We start from the raw sequence: 14,485 nt of genomic DNA, 5'->3' as shown, positions 1-14,485 counted from the left end.
TAGATTTACTTTTTGGGTAAATTAACTTGCGCCCGAGCTTTCCATGATCGTAAAGTAAGTTTCGTAAGTTAGTTAACCAAGGTGCTATCGACCATGAAAACAGCAGACGCAGTAGCTCACTTTGGGGGAATAGCCCCATTAGCAAAGGCATTGGGCGTAAAAACACAGGCGATCTCTCAATGGAAAGAGAAAGTCCCAGAGCTGCGCTCCTACCAAATCGAAGTGCTTACCGGCGGCAAGTTGAAAGCCGATCTGCACCATACCGCGCAAGGTTGCGCGTAACTGAACTCGCAGGAGGCAACCATCCATGATTATCGCCCCCATCCATATCGATACCCCGGTTTGCACGGTCGAGAGCTTCTCCGAACGGACCGGTTTAACCCAGCGCACGGTGGAAAACTACGTGCGTGCCGGGCGCATTCCCATCATGCCCAAGCAAGGCCGCTCTGAAAAAGTGCTGATCAACCTGGTGCTCTACACCCAGCAGGCCATGAATCAGCCGGGTCTGGAACCTGCACCGGCACCTGTCCGCCGCCCTAGAGTGTCGCGCAAGCAGAGGAATGAAAGCCATGTTTGAGCAAACTTGCAGCAAACATCATCACTGGGTCAGTGCCTGCCAGCGCTTTGCGGCGAACCACAACGTGGCCGAACTTGCCGACAAAGCAGGCATTAACCCGCAGACCCTGCGCAACAAGTTAAACCCCGACCAGCCCCACGAACTGACCGTGGTCGAGCTGATTGCCATCACCCAGGCGAGTGAGGGCGATGAAACCCTCTTCGATGGCGCCCTGTTCTGCTGTGGCCTGACGGCCGTGGCCATCCCCGAGCGGGAGAAGGGCCCGAGCCTGGCCCATCAGGTGATTGACACCACGGCCAAGGTGGCCGGACTCGGCGCGCAGGCGCTGACGGTGGTGGAGAGCGGTCGTGTCACCAAGGGGCAGCGCAATGCGCTGGTCGGTGCGGCGACAGCGGCCATGGGCAACCTCGCCCTGCTGATCACCGAGATCGAGCACAAATACCAAGCCATTCCCTCTCTGTCTTGTGCGCTGGATATGGCGCGCATGGCGGCCGGGGCTTAGGAGAACCCATGAGACTGATTTGCCCCCACTGTGGTGCACGCGCCAGCACTCGCACATCCATCCGGATGAGCCCGCTTTGCGGCATCGCCACTTACCAATGCAGCAATGTGGATTGCGGCCACACCTTCAAGGCGGGGTTCGAAATCATCGCAACCATCAGCCCTAGTGCCATGCCCAATCCGGCCATTGTGCTGCCCATTGTCCCGCGCAGGGTGAAAGAGGTGGCCCAGTGACCCCCTCACTGGCCGCCAAATTCTGCGCACAGGTGAAGGAGAAACCAGCATGCAACACACCCAGCCAGAGCCCCGCAACATCTCCGGTCTGACCGCCGAGGAGCAGGTGCTGATGAATACCGCCGGCATTGCGCTGTTGCGTGAGCACCTCAATCGGGCGGGTTCAAACCTCGACGGTGATTGGCTTAATGCGCCCAAGACCAAGCGCGTCGCCATTTGCACCATCGCCCGCCAGCCGTGGGATTCGCTGATGATGGCGACCCTCTCTGCCCTGCCCTATCAGCAGCGTGAAGCGATCCGCCTTGCGGTGATTGCGCTGGATTATCAGTCGCTGTTTCACAGCGGGTGTGATCCCAAGGTGTGGCACCCATCGGTGAAGGTGATGCCGGCAGAACTGGCCGAGCGGAAGAAGAGAGAACAGGCCAAACGCCAGCAACTGGATCATGCGGTGAATGTCGCTGGCCAGATTGGCCAAGCAGGCCCGAGAGCAATCGGGCACTAAAAAGCCCGCTTAACGGAGCTGCAACTCCAAGCGGGCCTTTATCAACAACGCATGAGGAAGTCGACATGGCAACTTTAGCGATCCCCTGCGCACTGCGCAACCTTCGCATCCAGCAACGCAAGCTGACGGGCCGCTATGGCGCCCGTCTGAGCCAACACCCGGACGGTGTGGCGCTGCTCGAGCGTTCCACCGCCCTGGCTTGGGCTTCTCTGTTCAGCTGCATCAACCCCTGCACACCTCAACAAGGAGCCTGACCATGACCGCACAGCCAACCCAAATCAATCTGCTCAACCACCATGCCGCCAAACGCCTGCGTCAGTTGCGGGAACAGTTGAGGCTAAGCCGTCCCAAGTTTGCTGCCCTGCTCGGCATTCCGCCCACCACGCTCAAGAACTACGAGCTGGGATACCGCGAGATCGGTGGTGGCCTGTTCCTGCTGATCGCCAACCACCCGGAACTGAAGCGCCATGTCGACTGGCTGCTGAACGGCATCGCCACACCGGAGGTGCAGGCATGAGCAAAATCTTCCATCCCATATCCGAGCAGGAGGCGCTGACCGAGTTGCCGCGCCTGCGCCAACGCCTCACGGCCAAAGCACGGCACTCACATCAGTATCGTGGCACTGAGGGGAAATCCCTTGTGGCCCAGGCACAGCGCGCCCTGCTCTGGCACCAGCTGTTTGTCAGCATCAACCGGAGGGCCTGCCAATGAGCGACATCATCAAGATTGCCCGCCAGGCGCCCAAGGTGGTCGAAGGGCTGCTGGCCGATATGTTTGCCGCCAATGCCGAAGATAACCGCATCGCTCTTGGCGGGGTTTACTCCGGCCAGCAGTACATCCAACTGCAGTTGGTTGCAACCAGCAACCCGGCTGACCAGCTCGATGATGACGGCGACGAATATGATGAAGAGGCGGCATCACTCCCCGCTCACAACCAGCTGACCACCCACTGGCTTGCAGCCCGCGCCGAATTTATCGCCGCCGGCGGTGAGGCCAGAGGTGATCGGAATATACCCCGGGAGCTGCTGGCACTCGGTGCGGTGCGCTCTGTCTATTGGCTGGCACTGGGTCAGGGCGAAACCGCGCTAGCCAAAGAGATCGGCGAGTGGTGGCAGGAGTGCGCGCCACTGCATGGGCAAGGTGAGGTGATCAAGTGACCCATCACCTGCAGCAGGAACTGACCAGCCAGATGTATCGCTGGCAAGAGACCTATCGGGAGGACGCAGCGCGGTTGCGTCTTTATCAACGGGAGCTGGCCCATGCGCGCCGGCTACCTGCCCGCCCCCACGCCAGCATCAAGCAGTTGCTGCGCCAATGTGCGGCCGCTCGCCGATTGAAAGAGCATGCCCAAATCAGCGTTCGTGGCTGCCAGTTCCGCATCAAACAGCTATCCGGTTATCTCTCTGCATGACCAGCAAGACCAAACGCCTGCCGCTGTCGAAAAGAACACTGCGGCAGCGCATCGATACCCTTTGCAACTCTCTGCCCGGCGTCAACTTTGACGCCGCTTTTGCTGGTGACCGCGGCCAGTACGATCTGATCTGGGCCATGCAACTGCTCGATGGGCTCTCCACCGAGTTGACCAAGAACCTGTTCAAGCAGTACATCCGCCGCCGCAAGGATTGCAGCTTTACCCATTGCCGCTCCGCCAACATCTGGTTGAGGGAGCAAACCAAGTGGGTGCGGATGCAGCTCCAGACCATCCCAGTCGATCCAAAACAGATGCGCGATGACACCGGCCGCAAACAGATTGCCCACCAGTTCGCCAACCAGACTGCAGCCATTTACAAGCACATCGAACAGGACATCAAAGAGGGCGCCGAGCCGGATCTGCTGCTGACCTGGGAGCTGATGCGCCAGCCTGCAGACCTGTGGGGGTTTATCGGCGAGCTGCCGAAGTTCAAATCCGACGAGGTGCGGGATAACTGGATCCTGAGCGTGCTGGTGCGCCTGCTCTCTGCCAAATGGTGGGAGAAGCGCATCAACCGCTGCTGGGACAGGCTACAAGAGCATATCAACATTCTGCTCGGCAAGGTACGCAAGGGGGTGTCGGCTTTTGTATCAAACGCCACCATGAAGGTGGTGCGCGAACGCAAGCGGGCCATGATGCGCTGGCTGGCCGAGTCGGAAGTGATCAACGAGCAATATGACCTGGTCGTGTCGATGAAGGATTGCTGGGAGGCCAGCAACGCCAACCCGGTGAACCGCCGCAACGAAATGATGGTGCGGGCACGGGGCTTCAGTGACTATGCCAAGGAATTGGGGCATGTGGGGGTGTTCTTCACCTGGACAGCGCCGAGCCGCTTTCATGCCTGGGCACAAAAGCACAATGGCAAAGCGGTAGAGAACAAGCGATATCAAGGGGCCACGCCGCGGGAGACCTGCGCCTATCTGGCCAAACTATGGAGCCGAGCTAGGGCAGCCCTCAAACGGTGGAACGCGCCCGTCTATGGATTTCGCGTGTGCGAGGCCCACCACGACGGCACCCCGCACTGGCACCTGCTGCTATTTATGCGCCCGGAAGATCGCAACCGGGTGATCGGGATCCTACGACGCTATGCCCTGACCGATGACCACGACGAGCTGGTACGGAATATCAAGGGCGCCCCACCCTTTACCGACTTTACTCCCCGCTTTGACTGGGAGGAAATCGATCCAACTAAAGGTGATGCCGCAGGCTATATCGCCAAATACATTGCCAAGAACATCGACGGCGCCTACCTGGACGACGACGAAGAGGCTGGCACCACCGCAAATGAAGCTGCCCAGCATGCCGTGGCCTGGGCCAGTTGGTGGGGCATTCGCACCTTCCAGCAGATCGGAGGCGCCCCGGTCGGGGTATGGCGCGAGCTGCGCCGCATCAGCAACGCCAAGAAAAATGCCGATCTGGTGGGCCCACCCAAGCCAGTGCTGCAAGACCCGCGCTTTGAGGCAGCCCGATTTGCCGCTGATAACGGCATCTTTCGCTGCTACCTGCACGCCATGGGTGGCGCACTGGCGACCCGTGCCGAACACCCCATCAAGCTGGCCCACCTCATCGAGGAGCAGGCCAACAGCTATGGCGAAGACATCAAACGCCTGATGGGCATTACCTCCGCTCGCCTTGGCATCAAAACCCGCCTGCAAGGGTGGGAAATTGTGCCTGCCGGTACCCATGAAGCCAGGAAAGCCGCCGAGGCTGCAGCGAGGGGGGTTGGGGTTAAGACGGGCGACAGCCCGGCACCTTGGAGCTCTGACAATAACTGTACGCGGCCGGATCCTGAGGCCTTCGCAGACCAGATCATGAGGGAACAATGGGGGTTATCACCCTTCTCCATTGAACGTATGCGGGCTGGTGCCAATGTCAGGGCCGATGGTTTCACCCTCTGGCTGGAGAACGGGCAGGTGCAGTCGTGCAGATCGCTCCCAAGCGAGCCGGATTGGCAGCTGGAGGGACTACAGCTTGCCGAACAGGACCAACCTGATGAATACGCGGTACCGGAGGGGGATGAGGATTGGCCGATGCTGGTTGAACTGTGCGGCAAGGTTTACCAGGCGCAGGGCCATGCTGGCACGCACAGCTGGATCGAGATGCTGCACGAGCCCTATCAGTCAGAAATGTGGCGTGTGTTAGAGGGGCTGGACACCCCAGAGTGGATGCAGGAACAGGAAGACTATAGCGAGGAGTTAGCCTGAATATCACGCGGATTATCAGCAGCGAAGAGTACCGCCACCTGGATAATCAGGTAACCTGTATCCTGCAACAGGATTGATCAGCCAACGTAGTCAGTCTGTGAGTAGTGTTGTACTAGGTAAACAAAAGGTTATATCGGTCATAGTTTTAGCGGAAAATTCTGATTTCAGACCAACTGAAGACTCTATTCATCAGAATTCTCGGGGGTAGAGCCTTATCTAACCCCGAGCTGAAAAAGATAAATACATAACTAGGTTAATTAATAATGCTCAACATCTAAATCCGACTCAAAAATCTCTTCTGCCACATTAATTTCTAGATCCGTATAACATTGATGCCTTATATATTGGCTCACACCAAACTTAATTTTATTGTCAAGCGCATCTTTCACCATGTCCTCGTACACTTCTGGAGTCTCTAGCAGGGAGTCCTTATATACGTAAATAGCTCCCTTCCATTTACAACCAACCATTTTCGCACCAATAAAACGCCCCTTTTCACCAATACAATTGGGGAAAGACATTCGATGGTAATAAACTGAGTCTACCCTGAATGGCTCACGCATATCATCAAAAAACTCTGGAAGTAGAAAAGGAATTTCTACAGAATCCAAGTCATAACCCACAATATTACTTTGCAGTGTCGCTTCGATTATAAACATATACCATGAATGAGGGTTCTCTTCTGGCAGTTTCGTAATTTTGAAAGTTATGTTGAGCATAGAATTCCTTTGCGGGTGGAGATTCACATAAGCATCGACTAAACGTCTTATTACAACGCTAGGGTTTGTGTTATCAAACTCACACAACGTCTTCAGCTTAGCCTCAACATCACTATCGATTCGAACCCGGATTGAAGCATCTTTATTACATTTCATAAAACACCTTGTGAAACATTTTTGCTGTGTCACACACAATAGCATCTGTCCCGATGATGTACCACATTTTATTTTTGTCCCACGACATGTTTTTGATACAACCCATTTCATTGTCATTCCGCTCACTTCACCACCGGTAGCTCGCCGAGCGCGGTGGTATAACGGGGGCTTAACTGCTCCCGCTTCATCATCCACTCTCGGGTATCTCGGCCGCGGGCCGCGAAGTAGACCTTTCCCAGTCTTCCTCGGTTGATCTTGTCGATGACCTGCATCAGCGCTTCGCTGCGCGGGGATTGCTGCTGGTCGGCGAACAGGTCGCCCTGCTGCATGTTGGTGGGGGTGAAGTCGGCCAGCATGACGCCCCCTTTCTGGTATCGCTGCTCATCGCGCCAGATGCGGGGGAGCAGCCCGGGGATCAGGGCCAGCAGCGCCCGAGTGTCATGGGTGGGCATGGCCAGCTTGGTGCTCACCTGGTTGCCGTAATAGGGCTCCCGGTCGCTGAATGGGCTGGTGCGAATGAACAGGGTCACGTGCCGGCAGCACATCCCCTCCCCCCGCAGCTTCTCGGCGGCCCGCTCCATGTAGCCGGCCAACGCCTGGTGCATGGGGTCTATCTGGGTGATGCGCTCGCCGAAGGAACGCGAACAGATAATTTGCTGCTTGGCCTGGGCCTCTTGCTCCAGCTCGGCGCAGGGAATGCCTCGCAGCTCCTGCACCGTGCGCTCGATCACCACGCCATAGCGGCGACGCAGGGCCTTGGGGTCAGCGGCGACCAGCTCGACCACGGTCTTGATGCCCTGCGCTTCCAGCTTGGCGGTGAGCCGCCGGCCAATGCACCATATCTCATCCACCGGGGTGATCGCCATCAGCCGGGCGCGCCGCCCTTCATCCCGCAGATCGACCACGCCGCCGGTGGCGGGCCACTTCTTGGCGGCGTAGTTGGCGAGCTTGGCGAGCGTCTTGGTGGGGCCGATGCCGACCCCCACGGTCAGCCCCGTCCACTGCTGCACCCGTTCGCGAATCTGGCGGCCATAGGCCACCAAGTCGCCCGCCCAGGACTCGCTCAGTTCGATAAAGGCCTCGTCGATGCTGTAGACCTCTACCGCCGGGGCCATTCCTTCCAGAATGGTCATCACCCGGTTCGACATGTCGCCATAGAGGGCGTAGTTGCTGGAGAACCATACCCCGCCCATGGCCTCGAAGAACTGACAGATCTGGAAGTACGGTACCCCCATCTTGATGCCGAGCGCCTTGGCCTCTGCCGAGCGGGCCACTACGCAGCCGTCGTTGTTAGAGAGCACCACGATGGGCCGCACCTTCAAGTCGGGGCGGAACAGCCGCTCGCAACTGGCGTAGAAATTGTTCACATCGACCAGGGCGACGGCGCAGCGCTTGTTCATGGGGTATCCATCTTGTGTACGACAAAGGCCACCACTCCGAAAATCTCCAGCTCCTGCCCATCGTTGAAATGGATAGGCTGATAGGCTGAGTTACCAGGGAGCAAAGCCACTGTCGGTACAAGCTGCAGCTTCTTCACCGTGAACTCGCCATCGACAGCGGCGACCACCACGCTGCCGTGCCTGGCCTTGCGGCTGCGGTCGACGACCAGCAGGTCGCCATCGCGGATCCCGTGGTAGACCATGCTGTCGCCGGCCGCCCGCACGAAGTAGGTGGCCGCCGGGTGGGCCACGCACAGCTGGTTGAGGTCGATGGTCTGCTCGGTGTAGTCCTGCGCCGGCGATGGAAAGCCGCAGGCCACAGGGGAGAGGAACAGGGGCAACTCCAACAAGGGAGCATCTGGGGTGGGTTGAGCAAACATGCTGGCAATCTCGAAATGCACTGTATAGATAAACAGTATAGCAAGGCGCAGAAATCGGATCACCGTTCGGCGTTTGGCTCCACCCACTTTGCTATCGTGCTGCCTATGTGCGAGAGATCAAACTTTCCAATAGACGTAGCCAAACTAGTTGAAACAAAAGATAGGCAAGATAATTATGAGTCTCTCCAAGCTGGATGAATCCCCAGTAAGCCGTAACTAGCAAGGTGTAACAATGAAAGTAAAAAATATTAAGGGAACTTCAGATAACATATGTAAATGTGGTAGTTGGTTGAAGCATTGGGAAAAATATAGCGAAACAAAAGCTGGACTTTGTGTTGAGAAGGGATGTATGTCAGTGGCTACAGTCGGAGCCCACGTCAGGAAGGACAGCACTACAGACCAGTCCTGGTACATCATTCCATTGTGTGACTCACACAACAAAGAAGCTGACGAAATGGAGCTTTTTGGCACACCAACTCTAGTATCAGCAAATGTTAGCAAGACTTGTGGTGCGTAAATGAATGGCCATGGCAGTCAGAGTCCTCACTGGCTGCCATGGAAAAATAGTTATGCTTCACAACGATGAGCTGCATTCGCTGGCTTGGTTTTGGCGCGCCGCCGACCAGATGATGATCGCCGCCAAGGCAATCTATCCCCTGCTGGATGTCGCCGAACACCGCGAAGCCGGCACCTACTACTCCATCATTCATGAATACCCGATGACCCTGGCCGCCGCCCAGCGCATCTTGGCCGACAAGACCCGCCATGTTCAGCCCACCACCCACGGCAACCGCGACTGGAACAGGCTGCTCCCCCGCCTGCCAACAGCAAAAAGTTGGTAATTGTGACCGGTCACGCACCGCAGTGCGTGACCAGATTCCGTCGGAAAGATATGATCAACAACAATCAAGAAGCACTAATTTAAAACTCAAGGTTTGATATGACGATAATGAGCACGTTAAAAAGTATGGATCAAAAATTTTCATGGTCATTCTTTGGCTTTATTTTGGCCATTGTTTTTGGATTGTTATCCATATATCTAGGATTTTATAAAAACAACACACCAAACATTAGCTATGTAATAACTACAAACTCAAGCGTTCTTGATATCAAAGAAGAAGTAGGAAACCTTGATGTTTTATATCAAGGTGGAAGCCTAAGCAAAGAAAAAAAAGACCTTAGAATCATTACATTCAAGGTAATTAACACTGGTGATAGCGCAGTTATCCCTAGCCTTTACGACCCAACCGACCCTCTTGGATTCAACATAATTAATGGTGATGTTGCAGAAAAGCCGTCATTAGTGTCAGCCAGCAACAAATATCTTGAAGATAAATTATTGATAACTCAAACCAAAAACTCAATTTTATTTTCAAATGTCATACTTGAAAGCAATGAATACTTTGAAATAAAAGTTCTAGTTCTACACCCCGTTGGTACTACCCCTGAAATACAAAGTATAGGAAAAATAGCGGGAGTTCGTACTATTAATGTAGTGTCAGGAGAAAATCCTGTAGATGAAAGATCTTTTTTCAGCTCGACATTTGGAGGCGGCCTCCTAAAAAACATAATAAGAACAACAACATATGGGACTATATTTATTCTTTTATTGGGTGCAATGATAGCATTAGCATCTAGCCTTGATGAACTAAAAGATAAATCAAGAAGAAAGGCGCTAGTCAAAACATTTAAAGAGTTTGATGGGGAGAAATTAGCAGAAAGTGATGACTACTTCTTTGACCTATATATAAACGGGCATAGGAGTTCATTAAAATATGCGTATGAAACGATCAAAAAGCCAAATAAAAAAATACATATAGACTATTTTATTTCAAGCGAAACAAAAGGCAAAAGCATCGTTGAGATAGAACAAGATATAAAAACCGAACTAATAAATAGAGGCTTCCTAAGGCAAGAAAATGAAAATCTAATTGCGTTAGATGAAAGGCTTTTAGTCATAGAGGCGTTTATTAACTTCTTACGACGCAAAAATGAATACAAAGACAGCCTATATAAATTCAAACAAGAATTGATGGTAAATAAAGCACTAGCACAAAATACTGATGACTAATGCTAATTATAATTGCATCCTCAACCAAAATTTTTCCAAAATGTAGAGGATAATTTTCTTGTTTAGGTGGGGTATATCGTTGGATCTTATGATCACAATGTTCTGCAAGAAAATGAACGGTTCTGACGGATAGTGAAGGATCGCAAAAAGGATCCGCTATCCCCCGCGCGGCCAGCGCTGGCGCGGGGAGCCGTTCCCTTCCCCCCCTCGTTCACTTGCATGATTTTCCACACATAAAGCGGGCAGGCGAGGCGGGGTCCCGATTGCGCGCGCTGGGTGTTGAGGGACCTTTCGAGGCTCAGCTCATGCTCGCAGGTGCGCGTGAAGGATCTCGGGAGTGTGATGGGCGAAGGGTTGGCCGAGGGTGGCCTGTAGCGCGACTGGTGAGCCCTGGCTGGATGGGAGCTCAGCCAAAACAAAGCCCCCTGGATAGGGGGCTTTGAATTAAATCATGGAGGAATTTGGAGGAATTCCAATTTGAAGATAGCCAAGGTTTTCAGCTTTGCACTGTCAAATCTGACAGTCGATAGGAGGTGAATCGGATTATCTCCTCCCCTGCCCACTCGTTGAACTGCGCAAAGTTCGCCTTCATGCTGTCGATCTCGTTGACGTCAAACACCTGGGCCGCCTTGGTCACATCCCCAAACCCGCCCGTATTGTTCGGTACCACCCCCATCAGTTGCGGCGGTACCCGATGGGCCGCCAGCTGGTCATCCCGGCTCACCCCCTTGATAGACAGGAAGTCATCCTTGGCCGCAATCTCGGCCACCGGGATCAGCTTCACCGAATCCGCCTTGCCACCCGGGGTGTAGAGCAGCAGGTTACGAAAGTTGCCCGGCCCCTTGCTGTTTTGTAGCGCCGTCTTGAGCGCGGTGATGTCGCCCTCGTTCTGCAAGGCATCGCTGATGTGCAGGATGAACCCCGCATGGCTGCCGTTCTCGTAGTAGCGACGGCGAAACAGGGTGGCCGACTCGTTGAGCAGCGCCGAGTTCAGGCTGGCCACGTAGTCAGGGATGCCGTAAATCTCCTGGTTAACGTCCGCCTCCATCACATGCCCCACATCACCGACGGGCAACTCCACCTCATCCCCAGGCCTTGGCACCCACCAATAGCGATCCAGGTCGAGGGAGCGGCGAGTGTACTTGGCCGGCATCTGGTCATAGCGCAACGTGCCACCCAGCCGGTTGCGCACCCGCTGCAGGTGAGCGTTGCCGAAGATCTCGTAGTCCATCACCAGTCCGGTGAAGGTGGCCAGGCTCAGTTTCGGATGAGGGATAAAACAGCCGCGCAAGATATTGCGCTTCACCTGGATGGCAGAGGCGTGATGCACTGCCGCCCGATAGACCCGCGCCAACCCGTGCAGGCTCAGGGGATGCTCATACCAGCGGCCATTGTGCATCGACTCGAGGTAATCGAACACCTCCCGCTGGGACAACACCGGGATAGCCTCGCCAAACGTAAACGCCTGCACACCGGCAGGCGAGTTGATCTGCTCACTCATCAGTAAATCTCCATAAAGCCGGAATTGGTGCCGGTCTGCCCCTCAAGGGGCTCGTGTAACAGAGCTTGCATGGTTGCCCAGGCAATATCGGCGTGGCTGGTCTCATCAGATCTGCTGGCCTCGAAGGTGGGCAGCTTGCCGCTTTGGGTCACTGCGCGGCGGATGCTCATAAACGCCTGGGCCAAGTCGGTCCAACCGCTGTCGAACTCCAGCCGCCCCTTGTTCATCACATCCTGCGCCTTCATCACCATCCGCATCTTCACGTTGGGGTTGTACTGGATGGCGGTCACCGCCGGATAAAACTGCTTCACCAGCTGATAGACCCCCTCCCCGATCCCGGTGGTATCGATGCCGATATAGGCGACGTTGTAGCGATCGCAGATGGCGCGAATGGATTTGGCCTGGGCGTCAAAGTCCATCCCCTGCCAGCGGTGGCGCTCCAACACCCGAAACTTGCCGCCCGGCACCAATGGCGGGGCCAGCACCGCGCAGCCGGCGCTGTCACCTTTGCCCCCCTTGGCCGGGTCATAGCCGATCCACACAGCTCGGTTGGCCAGCGGCCGCAAGGTGTGGGGCTTGTAGTCCTCCCACACCAGCCAGCTGTCGACCATGCAGCGCTGCAGCGTCGCCAGCGGAAACAGACTCTCGGTGTCATCCATGAACTCGCACATCAGCAGGTTGCGGTATTCATCCTCGGAATACTCACTGCGCAGCTGATCCAGGTCGAACAGGTTGCAACCGCCGCGCACCGCATCCTCCACCGTGACGATCTGCCGCCATTGCCCATCGGCACACAACTTGCCGGCAGACAGGTTGGCGTGGCTCAGGTCAATCTCGACCCGGTCGGCCTTGGCCTTACCGCGGTTAAAGTTGGCGCCAGACCAGAATCCATAAGCGGGATGAGAAAGGCTGGAAGGGGTGGAGATGTAGGTCTGGCGCCACTTCTTGTGCATCGCCATGCCGGAGGCCACCTTGCGGAACTCCAGAAAGCCGTGGATCCAGAAATACTCGTCCATGTAGATATTGCCGTGATAGCTCTGGGCGGTGCGGGCATTGGTACCGAGGAAGTAAAGGTGCGCCCCGTTCGGCAGCACCATGGGGTCGCCCTTGAGCTCAACCCCTTCATCCTTGGCAAACTGGATGATGTACTGCTTGAACACATGAGCCTGCGCCTTGCTGGCAGACAGGAAAATCTGGTTGCGCCCGGTGACCAGGGCGTCGATGAACGCCTCGAAGGCAAAGAAATAGGTTGCCCCAATCTGGCGCGACTTGAGCAGGTCGCGGATCCGGTGCAGCTTGCCAGCTTCGTACCAGGTGCGCTGGTAACCGAACATGGTCGACTCGAACCGCTCGATTAACCGCTCTTGCTGCTCGGGCTCCACCACATTGCGCTCGGGGGCCTTCTTCGGCCCCTTGTTGCGGTTGGCCACCTTGGGGTTGAGGTCGGCCTCGTTGCCGCCGTTGCTGTACTTGTTGACCCGGGCGATACGCTCAAGCTGGCGACCCAGCAGATCAATCTCCTTGAAGTCGCCGCCGCTCTTGGTCTCCTTCATCACCAACTGGATCATGCGCGCCTCGATGGCGCTATCCACCCGGTCTATCGGTTTGATGTCCTCCCAGCCGTCGCGTTTCTTCCAGGTCGAGACGGTACCCTCCGGCGTTTGCAGCAACTCGGCAATGGCGCGCAGCGGGTACCCCTGAAAGAACAGGTACATGGCCTGCCGTCTGGGGTCGAGATGGGGAAAGATGATGGGTGCTGTTGTCATGGCGCCAGTCTACCCAGCCGCTACCACCCCAAACGCCCCACTGCCAGTGTGTAGCGCCATCACACACTGGCCCCGGATTGCACGATCCCGCCGCTCACCCAGACCATAACCGCGACATCACTACCCAATTACCAAAGGGATCCCAGCACATGCCTAAGTCCAAATTCTTCCGTGTTGCGGTTGAGGGGGGCACCACCGACGGTCGCGCCATCACCCGCGAATGGATTGAGCAGATGGCCCAGCGCTACAACCAGGCCACCTATGGCGCACGGGTCAATATGGAGCATATCCGGGGCCTCGACCCCAACGGCTTGTTCAAGATGTACGGCGACATCACCGCCGCCAAGACCGAAGAGGTCACCATCGAGGGGGAACAGCGGCTGGCCCTGTTCGTCCAGATTGACCCGACGCCGGAGCTGATCGCGCTGAACAAGAAGCGCCAGAAGGTCTACACCTCCATCGAGATCCACCCCAACCTGAACGAAAAAGGGGCCTACATGATGGGGCTGGCCGTCACCGACAGCCCGGCGAGTCTTGGCACCGAGATGCTGCAGTTCTGCAGCAAAGCCGCGGTCAACCCGCTGGCCGACCGCAAATACCATCCGGAATGCCTGTTTACCGAAGCCCTCGAAACCGTCATCGAGTTTGAAGATGAGCAAGAGAAAGGCCCGGGCCTGCTGGAACGGATCAGCGCCATTTTCACCGGCCACAAGCAGCAATCGACCGCCGATTTCAGCGAGGTGCATCAGGCAGTCGAAGCCGTGGCCAAAGAGGTGACCAGCCTCGATACCGACCTGCAAACCAAGTTCAACGAACTGACAGCCCGGCAAACGGCGACTGCCAAAGCCCTGGCCAACCTGACCACCCAGCTCGAGCGCCAGGAAGATTTCAGCCACAAGCGCCAGCCTGCCACCGGTGACGATGGCACCAAGCCAACTTCCACCGATTTTTAAGGGACCCCGAT

General features: G+C 56.0%; 20 protein-coding genes. 15 read left to right on the top strand and 5 right to left on the bottom strand.

Features of this window, described 5'->3' with window-relative positions:
- Nucleotides 1-93 precede the first annotated feature (93 nt).
- The 11 genes from I6L34_RS19030 to I6L34_RS18975 all read left to right on the top strand — a co-directional run bounded on the left by I6L34_RS19030 (nucleotide 94) and on the right by I6L34_RS18975 (nucleotide 5,489).
- Nucleotides 94-282 (top strand): Cro/CI family transcriptional regulator, encoded by a 189-nt coding sequence (locus I6L34_RS19030; RefSeq protein WP_216955169.1) that lies wholly within the window; start codon nucleotides 94-96, stop codon nucleotides 280-282.
- Nucleotides 283-307: 25 nt separating this feature from the next.
- Nucleotides 308-577, top strand: a complete 270-nt coding sequence (locus tag I6L34_RS19025; protein WP_216955168.1) for a regulator — start codon at nucleotides 308-310, stop codon at nucleotides 575-577.
- A complete protein-coding gene (locus tag I6L34_RS19020) occupies nucleotides 570-1,079 on the top strand; it encodes a phage regulatory CII family protein (RefSeq protein WP_216955167.1) in 510 nt (169 codons plus the stop codon). Before I6L34_RS19025 ends, I6L34_RS19020 begins: the two co-directional genes overlap by 8 nt.
- An 8-nt stretch (nucleotides 1,080-1,087) precedes the next feature.
- Complete coding sequence (locus tag I6L34_RS19015) at nucleotides 1,088-1,312, top strand: ogr/Delta-like zinc finger family protein (RefSeq protein ID WP_005351998.1); 225 nt, start codon at nucleotides 1,088-1,090, stop codon at nucleotides 1,310-1,312.
- Nucleotides 1,313-1,361: 49 nt separating this feature from the next.
- The gene (locus tag I6L34_RS19010; RefSeq protein WP_216955166.1) at nucleotides 1,362-1,814 is read left to right on the top strand and encodes a hypothetical protein; all 453 of its coding nucleotides are present in this window, start codon (nucleotides 1,362-1,364) and stop codon (nucleotides 1,812-1,814) included.
- Nucleotides 1,815-1,879: 65 nt separating this feature from the next.
- Nucleotides 1,880-2,068, top strand: coding sequence for a hypothetical protein (locus tag I6L34_RS19005; protein ID WP_005352007.1), 189 nt, complete (start codon nucleotides 1,880-1,882; stop codon nucleotides 2,066-2,068).
- A gap of 2 nt (nucleotides 2,069-2,070) precedes the next feature.
- Nucleotides 2,071-2,331, top strand: coding sequence for a DNA-binding transcriptional regulator (locus tag I6L34_RS19000; protein ID WP_216955165.1), 261 nt, complete (start codon nucleotides 2,071-2,073; stop codon nucleotides 2,329-2,331).
- Nucleotides 2,328-2,525, top strand: a complete 198-nt coding sequence (locus I6L34_RS18995) for a hypothetical protein (protein ID WP_216955164.1) — start codon at nucleotides 2,328-2,330, stop codon at nucleotides 2,523-2,525. Before I6L34_RS19000 ends, I6L34_RS18995 begins: the two co-directional genes overlap by 4 nt.
- Nucleotides 2,522-2,971 (top strand): hypothetical protein, encoded by a 450-nt coding sequence (locus I6L34_RS21910; RefSeq protein ID WP_254202893.1) that lies wholly within the window; start codon nucleotides 2,522-2,524, stop codon nucleotides 2,969-2,971. The genes I6L34_RS18995 and I6L34_RS21910 overlap by 4 nt, the downstream gene beginning before the upstream one ends.
- On the top strand, nucleotides 2,968-3,225 hold the full coding sequence (locus I6L34_RS18980) for a hypothetical protein (RefSeq protein ID WP_216955163.1): 258 nt from the start codon (nucleotides 2,968-2,970) through the stop codon (nucleotides 3,223-3,225). Before I6L34_RS21910 ends, I6L34_RS18980 begins: the two co-directional genes overlap by 4 nt.
- Nucleotides 3,222-5,489: a replication endonuclease gene (locus I6L34_RS18975; protein ID WP_216955162.1), complete on the top strand. Its 2,268-nt coding sequence runs from the start codon at nucleotides 3,222-3,224 to the stop codon at nucleotides 5,487-5,489. The genes I6L34_RS18980 and I6L34_RS18975 overlap by 4 nt, the downstream gene beginning before the upstream one ends.
- Before the next feature lie 257 nt (nucleotides 5,490-5,746).
- Here the strand turns inward: I6L34_RS18975 and I6L34_RS18970 are convergent, their stop codons facing one another.
- The 3 genes from I6L34_RS18970 to umuD form a co-directional block, all read right to left on the bottom strand.
- Nucleotides 5,747-6,364 carry a hypothetical protein gene (locus I6L34_RS18970; RefSeq protein ID WP_216955161.1) on the bottom strand — a complete coding sequence of 206 codons (618 nt, stop codon included), beginning with the start codon at nucleotides 6,362-6,364 and terminating at the stop codon, nucleotides 5,747-5,749.
- 122 nt (nucleotides 6,365-6,486) lie between these two features.
- On the bottom strand, nucleotides 6,487-7,764 hold the full coding sequence (umuC, locus tag I6L34_RS18965) for a translesion error-prone DNA polymerase V subunit UmuC (protein WP_216955160.1): 1,278 nt from the start codon (nucleotides 7,762-7,764) through the stop codon (nucleotides 6,487-6,489).
- Entirely contained in the window at nucleotides 7,761-8,183 is a 423-nt protein-coding gene (gene umuD, locus I6L34_RS18960; protein ID WP_216955159.1) for a translesion error-prone DNA polymerase V autoproteolytic subunit, read from the bottom strand. Before umuD ends, umuC begins: the two co-directional genes overlap by 4 nt.
- A 232-nt stretch (nucleotides 8,184-8,415) precedes the next feature.
- Here umuD and I6L34_RS18955 point away from each other — a divergent pair, with 232 nt between their 5' ends.
- The 3 genes from I6L34_RS18955 to I6L34_RS18945 all read left to right on the top strand — a co-directional run bounded on the left by I6L34_RS18955 (nucleotide 8,416) and on the right by I6L34_RS18945 (nucleotide 10,254).
- Nucleotides 8,416-8,700 carry a hypothetical protein gene (locus I6L34_RS18955; RefSeq protein WP_216955158.1) on the top strand — a complete coding sequence of 95 codons (285 nt, stop codon included), beginning with the start codon at nucleotides 8,416-8,418 and terminating at the stop codon, nucleotides 8,698-8,700.
- A 52-nt stretch (nucleotides 8,701-8,752) separates the two neighbouring features.
- Entirely contained in the window at nucleotides 8,753-9,025 is a 273-nt protein-coding gene (locus I6L34_RS18950) for a P22AR C-terminal domain-containing protein (RefSeq protein WP_254202891.1), read from the top strand.
- 98 nt (nucleotides 9,026-9,123) lie between these two features.
- On the top strand, nucleotides 9,124-10,254 hold the full coding sequence (locus I6L34_RS18945; RefSeq protein ID WP_216955157.1) for a hypothetical protein: 1,131 nt from the start codon (nucleotides 9,124-9,126) through the stop codon (nucleotides 10,252-10,254).
- 496 nt (nucleotides 10,255-10,750) lie between these two features.
- Here the strand turns inward: I6L34_RS18945 and I6L34_RS18940 are convergent, their stop codons facing one another.
- Nucleotides 10,751-11,755: a phage portal protein gene (locus I6L34_RS18940; protein WP_216955156.1), complete on the bottom strand. Its 1,005-nt coding sequence runs from the start codon at nucleotides 11,753-11,755 to the stop codon at nucleotides 10,751-10,753.
- Nucleotides 11,755-13,521 (bottom strand): terminase ATPase subunit family protein, encoded by a 1,767-nt coding sequence (locus I6L34_RS18935; RefSeq protein WP_216955155.1) that lies wholly within the window; start codon nucleotides 13,519-13,521, stop codon nucleotides 11,755-11,757. The genes I6L34_RS18940 and I6L34_RS18935 overlap by 1 nt, the downstream gene beginning before the upstream one ends.
- Nucleotides 13,522-13,670: 149 nt before the next feature.
- Between I6L34_RS18935 and I6L34_RS18930 the strand changes: the two genes are divergently transcribed.
- Nucleotides 13,671-14,474 (top strand): GPO family capsid scaffolding protein, encoded by an 804-nt coding sequence (locus I6L34_RS18930; protein WP_216955154.1) that lies wholly within the window; start codon nucleotides 13,671-13,673, stop codon nucleotides 14,472-14,474.
- Nucleotides 14,475-14,485 lie beyond the last annotated feature (11 nt).

The sequence above is a fragment of the Aeromonas sp. FDAARGOS 1404 genome (assembly GCF_019047085.1).
GTDB lineage: Bacteria > Pseudomonadota > Gammaproteobacteria > Enterobacterales > Aeromonadaceae > Aeromonas > Aeromonas veronii.
The sequence above is the reverse complement of the archived record's forward strand: the minus strand, read 5'-3'. Positions and strand labels throughout refer to the sequence as shown.

What these genes read in the sequence shown, in the direction of transcription:
- I6L34_RS19010 (WP_216955166.1), top strand. Translation starts at nt 1,362, where the DNA reads ATGCAACACACCCAGCCAGAGCCCCGCAACATCTCCGGTCTGACCGCC.
- I6L34_RS18950 (WP_254202891.1), top strand. Translation starts at nt 8,753, where the DNA reads ATGCTTCACAACGATGAGCTGCATTCGCTGGCTTGGTTTTGGCGCGCC.
- I6L34_RS18945 (WP_216955157.1), top strand. Translation starts at nt 9,124, where the DNA reads ATGACGATAATGAGCACGTTAAAAAGTATGGATCAAAAATTTTCATGG.
- I6L34_RS18930 (WP_216955154.1), top strand. Translation starts at nt 13,671, where the DNA reads ATGCCTAAGTCCAAATTCTTCCGTGTTGCGGTTGAGGGGGGCACCACC.
- I6L34_RS19000 (WP_216955165.1), top strand. Translation starts at nt 2,071, where the DNA reads ATGACCGCACAGCCAACCCAAATCAATCTGCTCAACCACCATGCCGCC.
- I6L34_RS21910 (WP_254202893.1), top strand. Translation starts at nt 2,522, where the DNA reads ATGAGCGACATCATCAAGATTGCCCGCCAGGCGCCCAAGGTGGTCGAA.
- I6L34_RS18955 (WP_216955158.1), top strand. Translation starts at nt 8,416, where the DNA reads ATGAAAGTAAAAAATATTAAGGGAACTTCAGATAACATATGTAAATGT.
- I6L34_RS19025 (WP_216955168.1), top strand. Translation starts at nt 308, where the DNA reads ATGATTATCGCCCCCATCCATATCGATACCCCGGTTTGCACGGTCGAG.
- I6L34_RS18940 (WP_216955156.1), bottom strand. Translation starts at nt 11,755, where the DNA reads ATGAGTGAGCAGATCAACTCGCCTGCCGGTGTGCAGGCGTTTACGTTT.
- I6L34_RS18975 (WP_216955162.1), top strand. Translation starts at nt 3,222, where the DNA reads ATGACCAGCAAGACCAAACGCCTGCCGCTGTCGAAAAGAACACTGCGG.
- umuD (WP_216955159.1), bottom strand. Translation starts at nt 8,183, where the DNA reads ATGTTTGCTCAACCCACCCCAGATGCTCCCTTGTTGGAGTTGCCCCTG.
- I6L34_RS18970 (WP_216955161.1), bottom strand. Translation starts at nt 6,364, where the DNA reads ATGAAATGTAATAAAGATGCTTCAATCCGGGTTCGAATCGATAGTGAT.
- I6L34_RS19020 (WP_216955167.1), top strand. Translation starts at nt 570, where the DNA reads ATGTTTGAGCAAACTTGCAGCAAACATCATCACTGGGTCAGTGCCTGC.
- I6L34_RS18935 (WP_216955155.1), bottom strand. Translation starts at nt 13,521, where the DNA reads ATGACAACAGCACCCATCATCTTTCCCCATCTCGACCCCAGACGGCAG.
- I6L34_RS19005 (WP_005352007.1), top strand. Translation starts at nt 1,880, where the DNA reads ATGGCAACTTTAGCGATCCCCTGCGCACTGCGCAACCTTCGCATCCAG.
- I6L34_RS19015 (WP_005351998.1), top strand. Translation starts at nt 1,088, where the DNA reads ATGAGACTGATTTGCCCCCACTGTGGTGCACGCGCCAGCACTCGCACA.
- I6L34_RS18995 (WP_216955164.1), top strand. Translation starts at nt 2,328, where the DNA reads ATGAGCAAAATCTTCCATCCCATATCCGAGCAGGAGGCGCTGACCGAG.
- umuC (WP_216955160.1), bottom strand. Translation starts at nt 7,764, where the DNA reads ATGAACAAGCGCTGCGCCGTCGCCCTGGTCGATGTGAACAATTTCTAC.
- I6L34_RS19030 (WP_216955169.1), top strand. Translation starts at nt 94, where the DNA reads ATGAAAACAGCAGACGCAGTAGCTCACTTTGGGGGAATAGCCCCATTA.